At 42.9% G+C, this 7,244-nt stretch carries 10 protein-coding genes; 3 read left to right on the top strand and 7 right to left on the bottom strand.

Annotated features, from left to right (window positions below; genetic code table 11):
• Positions 1 to 219: hypothetical protein (locus B5D32_RS15460; protein ID WP_207651135.1), on the top strand; the 219-nt coding region annotated here is incomplete at its 5' end.
• Positions 220 to 254: 35 nt separating this feature from the next.
• Here B5D32_RS15460 and B5D32_RS15080 read toward each other — a convergent pair.
• Positions 255 to 1,256 (bottom strand): hypothetical protein, encoded by a 1,002-nt coding sequence (locus B5D32_RS15080; protein WP_143402789.1) that lies wholly within the window; start codon positions 1,254 to 1,256, stop codon positions 255 to 257.
• A 300-nt stretch (positions 1,257 to 1,556) separates the two neighbouring features.
• On the opposite strand from B5D32_RS15080, the gene B5D32_RS14040 reads away from it, so the two are divergent.
• Complete coding sequence (locus B5D32_RS14040) at positions 1,557 to 2,534, top strand: ricin-type beta-trefoil lectin domain protein (RefSeq protein ID WP_078785591.1); 978 nt, start codon at positions 1,557 to 1,559, stop codon at positions 2,532 to 2,534.
• A gap of 91 nt (positions 2,535 to 2,625) precedes the next feature.
• On the opposite strand, the gene B5D32_RS15085 is transcribed toward B5D32_RS14040, so the two are convergent.
• Positions 2,626 to 3,414 carry a hypothetical protein gene (locus B5D32_RS15085; RefSeq protein ID WP_143402790.1) on the bottom strand — a complete coding sequence of 263 codons (789 nt, stop codon included), beginning with the start codon at positions 3,412 to 3,414 and terminating at the stop codon, positions 2,626 to 2,628.
• 146 nt (positions 3,415 to 3,560) lie between these two features.
• Between B5D32_RS15085 and B5D32_RS14050 the strand changes: the two genes are divergently transcribed.
• Positions 3,561 to 4,568, top strand: coding sequence for a M23 family metallopeptidase (locus B5D32_RS14050; protein WP_143402791.1), 1,008 nt, complete (start codon positions 3,561 to 3,563; stop codon positions 4,566 to 4,568).
• Between the two features lie 90 nt (positions 4,569 to 4,658).
• Here B5D32_RS14050 and B5D32_RS14055 read toward each other — a convergent pair whose 3' ends face one another.
• From B5D32_RS14055 to B5D32_RS15300, 5 genes are all read right to left on the bottom strand, one after another.
• Complete coding sequence (locus B5D32_RS14055; protein WP_143402792.1) at positions 4,659 to 5,459, bottom strand: hypothetical protein; 801 nt, start codon at positions 5,457 to 5,459, stop codon at positions 4,659 to 4,661.
• A 73-nt stretch (positions 5,460 to 5,532) separates the two neighbouring features.
• A complete protein-coding gene (locus B5D32_RS14060) occupies positions 5,533 to 6,123 on the bottom strand; it encodes a sigma-70 family RNA polymerase sigma factor (protein ID WP_078785595.1) in 591 nt (196 codons plus the stop codon).
• 35 nt (positions 6,124 to 6,158) lie between these two features.
• On the bottom strand, positions 6,159 to 6,512 hold the full coding sequence (locus tag B5D32_RS15780) for an RNA polymerase sigma factor (RefSeq protein WP_078785596.1): 354 nt from the start codon (positions 6,510 to 6,512) through the stop codon (positions 6,159 to 6,161).
• A 17-nt stretch (positions 6,513 to 6,529) separates the two neighbouring features.
• Entirely contained in the window at positions 6,530 to 6,817 is a 288-nt protein-coding gene (locus tag B5D32_RS14070; RefSeq protein ID WP_078785597.1) for a winged helix-turn-helix domain-containing protein, read from the bottom strand.
• A partial coding sequence (locus B5D32_RS15300) for a hypothetical protein (RefSeq protein ID WP_207651136.1) occupies positions 6,804 to 7,244 on the bottom strand: 441 nt, incomplete at its 5' end. The genes B5D32_RS15300 and B5D32_RS14070, both read right to left, overlap by 14 nt.

Genomic DNA, 7,244 nt, shown 5'->3' on the forward strand with positions numbered 1-7,244 from the left:
GTGCGAATTGTTCTTCAGCGCGGTGGCGGTTGGTATGCCCTGAATTACAACACCGAAAATACCAATTGTATCGTTTGGCACCTGAACTCCGCTGCGGACAAGGATACCGTTATTACGCTGGAACCGGCTGTAAGTTTCGGTGGCGTATATCGTCTGAAACTGGCACAGTGTAATCCTTTAACTACGATTCGTCCGTACGGATACATGGCTGGCGAATAACGGGAACGGGAACTGCATCGGGCAGTTCCCGTTTCTTATTTTTTGATTAAAACGCCATCGTCCATATCGTAAAGCGTTTGAAGCGGAGAGACTTCCCCACTAATAGTGACATAGTAAAAGTCGGTATTGTCTCCATGCTTGTCAATGATTTCATATTCGATAAATGGTTGTGATGTAATACCATCACCAGGAAATGATGTATCACGATACTTTACAGATAAAGTCGGGTCATCTGAATATATCTTAGCGGCGGTTTCCCGGTCCAAATGGTAATAATCGTTATAATGAAGGCCTTGGAAAGATAATGTGTGCAGCCCATTGGTATATATGTAAACGCCTGCGGAGAGGCTTTGCTTTTGCATACCATTTAATCCAGCATAGTCGGAAACTCGCTGCATTGCTTCAGATGGGATAAAAACTCTTTTGTCATCGATATCATCAAAATTTTTATGCAACACAGATAATGAATAATCCACTTTTGGAATTTGATTGTAAACATCCTCGGAAGCTGAAAGAAAAATGTCTTTAGGCTGCGTAATCGTGGTTTGCCCTGTAGTTAAATCATCTTCAAAATAGGCGACTATATACCAGCCGGAATGACATTCCTCAGAATCTTTTCCAGAATAGGAGCCTTGATTATGAAATTGTAAAAGACCTTCACCCCCTTGGCCTAAGCTACCTTCTATCCGATATTCTTGTCCGTTTGAAGTAAAACAGATATATGATTTTTGCGGATACGTTTCAAAATGGCAATCAGTTACTACGCCTGTCAAATACTGCTCATGATTGGCTAAGAGCCAAAAAGATTCCGATGTATTACTAAGTGCTTTGTTTAAAACAGAAGACTCAGGCGTCGAAATAATTTGAGGTGTAGATGGCAAATCAGAAGCATTCTGTTTGGGGCTGTTTGAAGCAGGTGCTCTACTTTCAGAATCGCTCGAGTTGGAAGAAGATTGTGCTATGGTGATACCACATCCAGAAATCACAAAAGCAGTTAATGTAATTGAAATCATTGCGAGTGCTTTTGGTCTTTTCATAAGTAAACCCTCCTTTTAGGCAAGAAATCCTATTATCATCAAGTTAAAAAAGCAGTAGCACGACACACTTTGTATTTATTCCTCATATAAAATACATAGAAAATTCTTTGAACAGCTTCGGAGGCGCGTATGAAGGGGAAAGCATAGCATTCTGAAAAAGGTCGGTAACATCACAGATTTTGCGTTGATTTTTTAATATTAGTTTACAAAAATCTGTTCCCATTCTCTTTACTTAATGAACGTTCACAAAAGCACCTGACGAGGTGCAAGAACAAAATTCAATGAAGGAGTGAAAAAATAATGGCTTACACTTTTGAGCACTCTTACTATTTCCGTCCGTATCGCGGCAACAGCAGTTTCTGGCTGAATCGCTATGGCAATGGTAGCATTGCAGATCACCAGAAAGCTACGCTGTATGCGGCAACTGGTGCAGCAGATCAACGCCTTAAAATCCATCAGGTTAGCGGTGGTTGCCAACTGCTTTCTGACCTCAACAATGCGTATGGTCTGAACATCTATGGCCGCGGGGCTAGCAGCGTGTGCGATTTCTTTCGGGTTTCTGGTAACGAAAGAGATGCGCTGATTGATCTGCTGACTGTCGATGCAGCCAACAACCTGTACCGCATCAAGATGATCAACCACAACCTGTACCTGACTCCGGCATCCAATTCGAACGGTGCTTCTCTGACGTGGGAAAGTGCATCTGGTGCAGATAATCAGGTATGGCAGCTTTGCACTACGCAGACTAGCGGCGGTGGTAGCACTAGCGGGAAAATTGTTATCCCTGTATGGCTGAGCCAGAAAAATCATCCGGTACCTTGGTTCCAAGGCAATGGGTGTGCTGTTACGGCGGGCATTATGGCTGCGGCGTATCGGGACAGAGAAAATTATACGGTGACCTCTTTTGATGGATACGTTACCACAAGCGATGGGAACATCAAACTCTGGAATTCCAACAAAGGTTACACATGGCTGACGAAAAATGGTTGGAGCTTTATTTTGGATACGGAGGTGGCAAAACGCCCGACGGATGCAGAAACGGTGGCATATATTAAATCTATCATTGATACAGGTATCCCGCCAATTTGCTATTGCCCCGGTGGGAAGGGGCATTGGATGCTCGCATTTGATTATACGAGCGGCTCCAGTTTTGAAGATATCATCATTATTGATCCGGCAGACGGTACGAGAAAATCTTTGGCAGCGGGCATGAATCTTAGTTGCTACGGTACATCTTTGGGAATTACCAAAATCCGCAAAGCACCATCTAAACATTGACGTCAAAAGCGCTGCAATAACGGCAAACTTCATGTAAAGGAAGAACTACAAGAATCGAGGGAGACTGGGAGACTAGTCTCCCTTGATTTTGTCACCCGAACATGGTGGTATGAAATTCATCAATACGCCAACCATCAGACAATTTAATCATGCGTATTGGATATTCGATAGTGTAAACATCAATTGAATCATTTGGGCCATTCCATCCATTTCGATCATAGTGGGAAATCAATGTGAAATCAATGCTGTTTTCTGAACTGCAAACCAAGCGATACGTGTCGGGAAAGGCTTCATTAACTTGAATGGTTGTACCATACACCATATCTTTTTTGAGGCTGTAGTTGACCGCAACATCTCCATCGTAATCAATGAACTTTACAGAATAGTCGGAGTTAGCAAGAAAACTATCTGTGAAAATTTGGTGGATATGATTTGAAAATTCATAAAAATTAGCATCGTATAAAACATAGTCTTCGTCTATGTAAACGACAGCTTCGTTATCGTCCAAAACAGGTCGATAGCCCCATAGATACATAAGGTTATCTCCCATACCGTACAATCCATCTTTAGCATCATAAGCAACCCGATACAATTCTTGTTGGTCAGTTGTTAAAAAGGAAAGATCCGAATATTCCTTTGTGGTATCTATAGGGGATTGTTCTGGGGTGTCTGTTGCTACAGGACTTGATGGAGCAGAACTTTCCGATTTAGAGATGCTTGAATCTGTAGTGAATGTACTTTCCTCGTGGCTATTGGAAAGAACTGAACCGTCTTGGGACTTGCTAGAAGGAGCAGGCTCTTCTAATGAAATATCACAACTCGATAAGAAGCAGACGCTTAACGCACTTAAAAGAACAGATGCTGCTTTTTGAAAATTCATAATCTTACCCCCTTAAATACTAAATAGCAATCTTGATATTTCTAAAATATCGGTTTACAAAAGATGCATTATATTCTCTTTACTTAGTGAACGTTCACAAAAGCACCTGACGAGGTGAAAAAACAAAAATGAAAGGAAGTATACCTATGGGCTATGAAAATGGCAAAATCTATTGGATTGTCCCCCAAAACAATACCGGTATTGCTTTAAGCGTTTATGGCAATACGCAGGTTTCTCAGAATCGAAATGTGATTGTGTGGAGCAAGCAGGATGTTCTTGACCAGCTTTGGCGAGTCGATATCGACAACGGCTTTGCCCGAATCAAAAGCGCAATCAATTATGATTACGCTTTGAATATCTGGCTGGGGTCTTCTAACTATGGTAACTGTGATATCCATACTTGGAGCGACAATAAGAATGATTCTAAAATTAATTTTAAGACGATTGATGCAAGCCGAAACCTCTATCTAATCCAGTGCTACCGCAATGATGCGGATAATAACCTGTACCTGACGGCAGAAAGTACTGCAAGCGGCGCAAATGTCAAGTGGGCCGCGCGCAATACCGGTGCAAATCAGGTATGGCAGCTAATCGAGAAAACCAATGCGGGTGGCAACACTGGTACAGGCGGTGGCCTCGGCCCCTATGGCAAATATGTATATCCCACGTACTGTAAGAAACTTTCTGATGATTTCCGACTCAAGGCAACCGACACTGAACGACAGCATCTGGGAATTGATATCCGCGATAAGCATGCAGACCATGGTGTCTATGCATTTGCGGATGGCGTAGTTTCTTTTGTTCAAGATGCAAATCATCCGGACTCCGGTACTAATATGTGGACTATGGGCAACTGCATTGCTATTAATCATAGCAATCCTACCACGAATATGTCGGGCCAATATGCGCGTACCCTTTATATGCATTTGCTTTCGGCTCCAACTTTAACTCCCGGCCAGCAGGTGAAGAAAGGCGATCGCATCGGTACGATTGGAAACACGGGAAAGTCTACCGGTCCGCACCTGCATTTCGGCCTATTTGTAGGTAACGATGCTCGAATGGCTCCCGGTGTGAAAGGCTGGACTTCAATTAGTCTTTTGCCGGTGGTAGACCCCATCAATGCATTGCCGTTTTATCATGTTGATAGGTCTTGATTGATATGTAACATATAAAATTACTTACTAAAGCTTTATTGGCAGGGACAGCAAAAATCCCTTGTGGGTATTTGGTTGCTGTACCTGCTTTTACTGTATACTTTTAACTTGCGAAATACGAATAGGTGAAAACCGATAAGAATTATTTTGGGAGAATACAATTTGCTCAAGATAAACTGTGGAATCCTCTCCCGGATTATAAAATTGATTTTCTAGGATAGCAGAATATTCTCCATTTCCCTTTAATAAGGTGTTCTCTTGGATAGTGGTTCCAGCCAATGAATTTTCATAGCCCCATGTCACACAAAGCATCCCGTCTGGGGCGCGGTCAGATGCAGATTCAGCCAAAGAAGAAAAGTCGTATTGGATTCCAAACAGTTCATATGCGGCTTCTTCAAAATCGGAAATTGGAAAATAAGGCACACCATCTTCGTTGGTTTGCAAAGGAAGCCCTTTGTCGGAAGCGGCCTGTGTTAAGCAGAGGGATACAGCCCACCTTAAATACTGCCTGGACTCATCGGATTCAGACAAAATAACTTTTGTATTACGCCCACTTAAAATACCCAACAACTTACTATCATTCAGAAAGTCTTCAATCTCTGCCAAGTCAATGTCGAAAGGATCAGCGGGCATCCAATCGGACGTATCTATTTCCTTTTGCATAATATCCTCGGACGGTTCTGCCTCGGATGCCGTATCCTGTGGATTTTCTACCATAGGCGTTGACGAAGCAGGCTCATCTGGCACAGGAGAGACCGTAGCAGAGGGGATTACGGTAGAAGGCTGAGACAAGCTGGGCGATGAACCCGATGTGGAAGGCGATTGACAGCCTGTTAAAAGCAAAGTACTTAAGGTAATCGGAAGAATAATTTTAGTAATCGGATGCTTCATAACAGATACCTCCTTTGAATTTTTCTGCGAAACAGCCCGGAAAATTGAAAAGCGGTAACAGTATACGTGATGATTATTGCTTGATTCCCCAATAATGACGTAATTTCTCTAATGCAGTCTTTTTGCATTTGTTTATGGCTTGCCGAGATTTCTTGTCTCTTGCAGCAATCTCCTGAATGCTATATTGACGGAAAAAGTGATCATAGATGACATGGTATTCGTCAGCTGTCAACGCACGTTGAAGATCCATCAGCAAGAGATTTGAGTATGTATCAGACTCACCAAAGTTAGAATCAAACTGCAACGAATCGAAGCCTGACTTGTCCTCGATGGACACCGTTGGAATTTTGTGCCGGTTGCCCTTCGAAAGTGCGATATAATGATGATATATCGTCTTATTGATATAGCTGATGATAGCACCATCAGTGCTTGAAGTCAACTTATTGAGATGTAAATTTTTAATGAAAGCCAACAGAAAGCACTGAAGCTCTTGCAGTGCATCTTCCGTTTGCAGGAAGTATGCATACTTCTTGAGCAAGGGAGAAAACTTCTCCAGAAAGCAAGCGCCTGCTCTTTGTCGCCGTCTTGGATAGCTTGAATACAAGAATAAAGAGATGATTTCATTTTCTTCTTCCCCTCCTGAAAGGGGAAAGAGAAAAATCATCTGTAAATGTAAACCAGTTTCAAAAATATTTTTTATTAAGTGTCGAACGATTTGAGTAAGATGGCGCGTGCTCGGTGTATGCGGGTTTTAACGTTTGATTCACTTGAATTTGTAATTTTCGCAATTTCACGAATAGAGTACCCTTTTACTCTCAGAACCAATGTTCGGCGGTAAATTAAAGGCATATCAGAAAGAATGCTGACCGCTTTGTCTAACTGTAGATTTGTTAATGCGATTTCCTCCGGATCTTTAAGATTGTCGAAGATGGCGGAGTAATTTTCATAATCAGACAGAGCACCTCGGCGGCGCTCCCATTTTCGAAGGAAGTCAATTGTTCGCTCACGAGTTAGAATGTATAAATACGATTGGAGAGATTTTTCGTTGTCAATCTGTCATTCGCGGCCTTTCACCCCGAGAGTGCATACCCCTGCCTCGTTACGGTTTTTAAATCATTTTGCCCCAAGTCCAGCTTCTTCCGTAATTTCGCGATATGTACATCGACCGTCCGTGTCTGAATCGGAGTTGTGATATGCCAAGCGGATGACAGCAGAAGATTTCGGGAGCAGACACGCCCGGAATGGTCGAGCAATGTGACAAACAGCTGATACTCCATGGCAGTCAGGTGAATCGACTGGCCCTCTTTTTTAACGGTACGGTTAGATTCATCTATAGAAAGATTTTTATAGTACCTCATCCGGAACCCCTATCATATCATAGTCATCCATAAGAGCCTGTCCGATTGCCCATGCGAGAAAGAATGCTGCGCATACCAGAAAAATCGGAATCCACATTGCGTTGTAGCTTTCTCCGTTGGCGTTATAGCCTTGGTTTTGCCAAAGAGCCGCAGCATGAAATAGAGGATAGAAACCCAACCACTCGATACCATTTTTCATTCCGGAAAGGCTCAGCAGCGCGGGCAGGCAATAGGCAACTGCGCTGATAAAGAGCGCAGTCAGCAAATTCCCCAATTTCTGTCCCAGCCATAAGGTAATCCGGCTCATGCAGAGGCAGGCCGCGAAACGACAGATTAACCAGAAAATCAGCAAATCCGACAGGGTTATAAACTTGGGTACAGCCTGCAAGTCGGAGATACTCATCGCAGGTCCCAGCAAAGAGGGAAG

Origin of the sequence: Gemmiger formicilis, assembly GCF_900167555.1 — a bacterium.
In the GTDB taxonomy this organism is placed as follows: domain Bacteria; phylum Bacillota; class Clostridia; order Oscillospirales; family Ruminococcaceae; genus Gemmiger; species Gemmiger formicilis.

Excerpts from the sequence above, each read along its gene's own strand:
- B5D32_RS15080 (WP_143402789.1), bottom strand. The coding sequence starts at position 1,256 with ATGAAAAGACCAAAAGCACTCGCAATGATTTCAATTACATTAACTGCT.
- B5D32_RS14040 (WP_078785591.1), top strand. The coding sequence starts at position 1,557 with ATGGCTTACACTTTTGAGCACTCTTACTATTTCCGTCCGTATCGCGGC.
- B5D32_RS15085 (WP_143402790.1), bottom strand. The coding sequence starts at position 3,414 with ATGAATTTTCAAAAAGCAGCATCTGTTCTTTTAAGTGCGTTAAGCGTC.
- B5D32_RS14050 (WP_143402791.1), top strand. The coding sequence starts at position 3,561 with ATGGGCTATGAAAATGGCAAAATCTATTGGATTGTCCCCCAAAACAAT.
- B5D32_RS14055 (WP_143402792.1), bottom strand. The coding sequence starts at position 5,459 with ATGAAGCATCCGATTACTAAAATTATTCTTCCGATTACCTTAAGTACT.
- B5D32_RS14060 (WP_078785595.1), bottom strand. The coding sequence starts at position 6,123 with ATGATTTTTCTCTTTCCCCTTTCAGGAGGGGAAGAAGAAAATGAAATC.
- B5D32_RS14070 (WP_078785597.1), bottom strand. The coding sequence starts at position 6,817 with ATGAGGTACTATAAAAATCTTTCTATAGATGAATCTAACCGTACCGTT.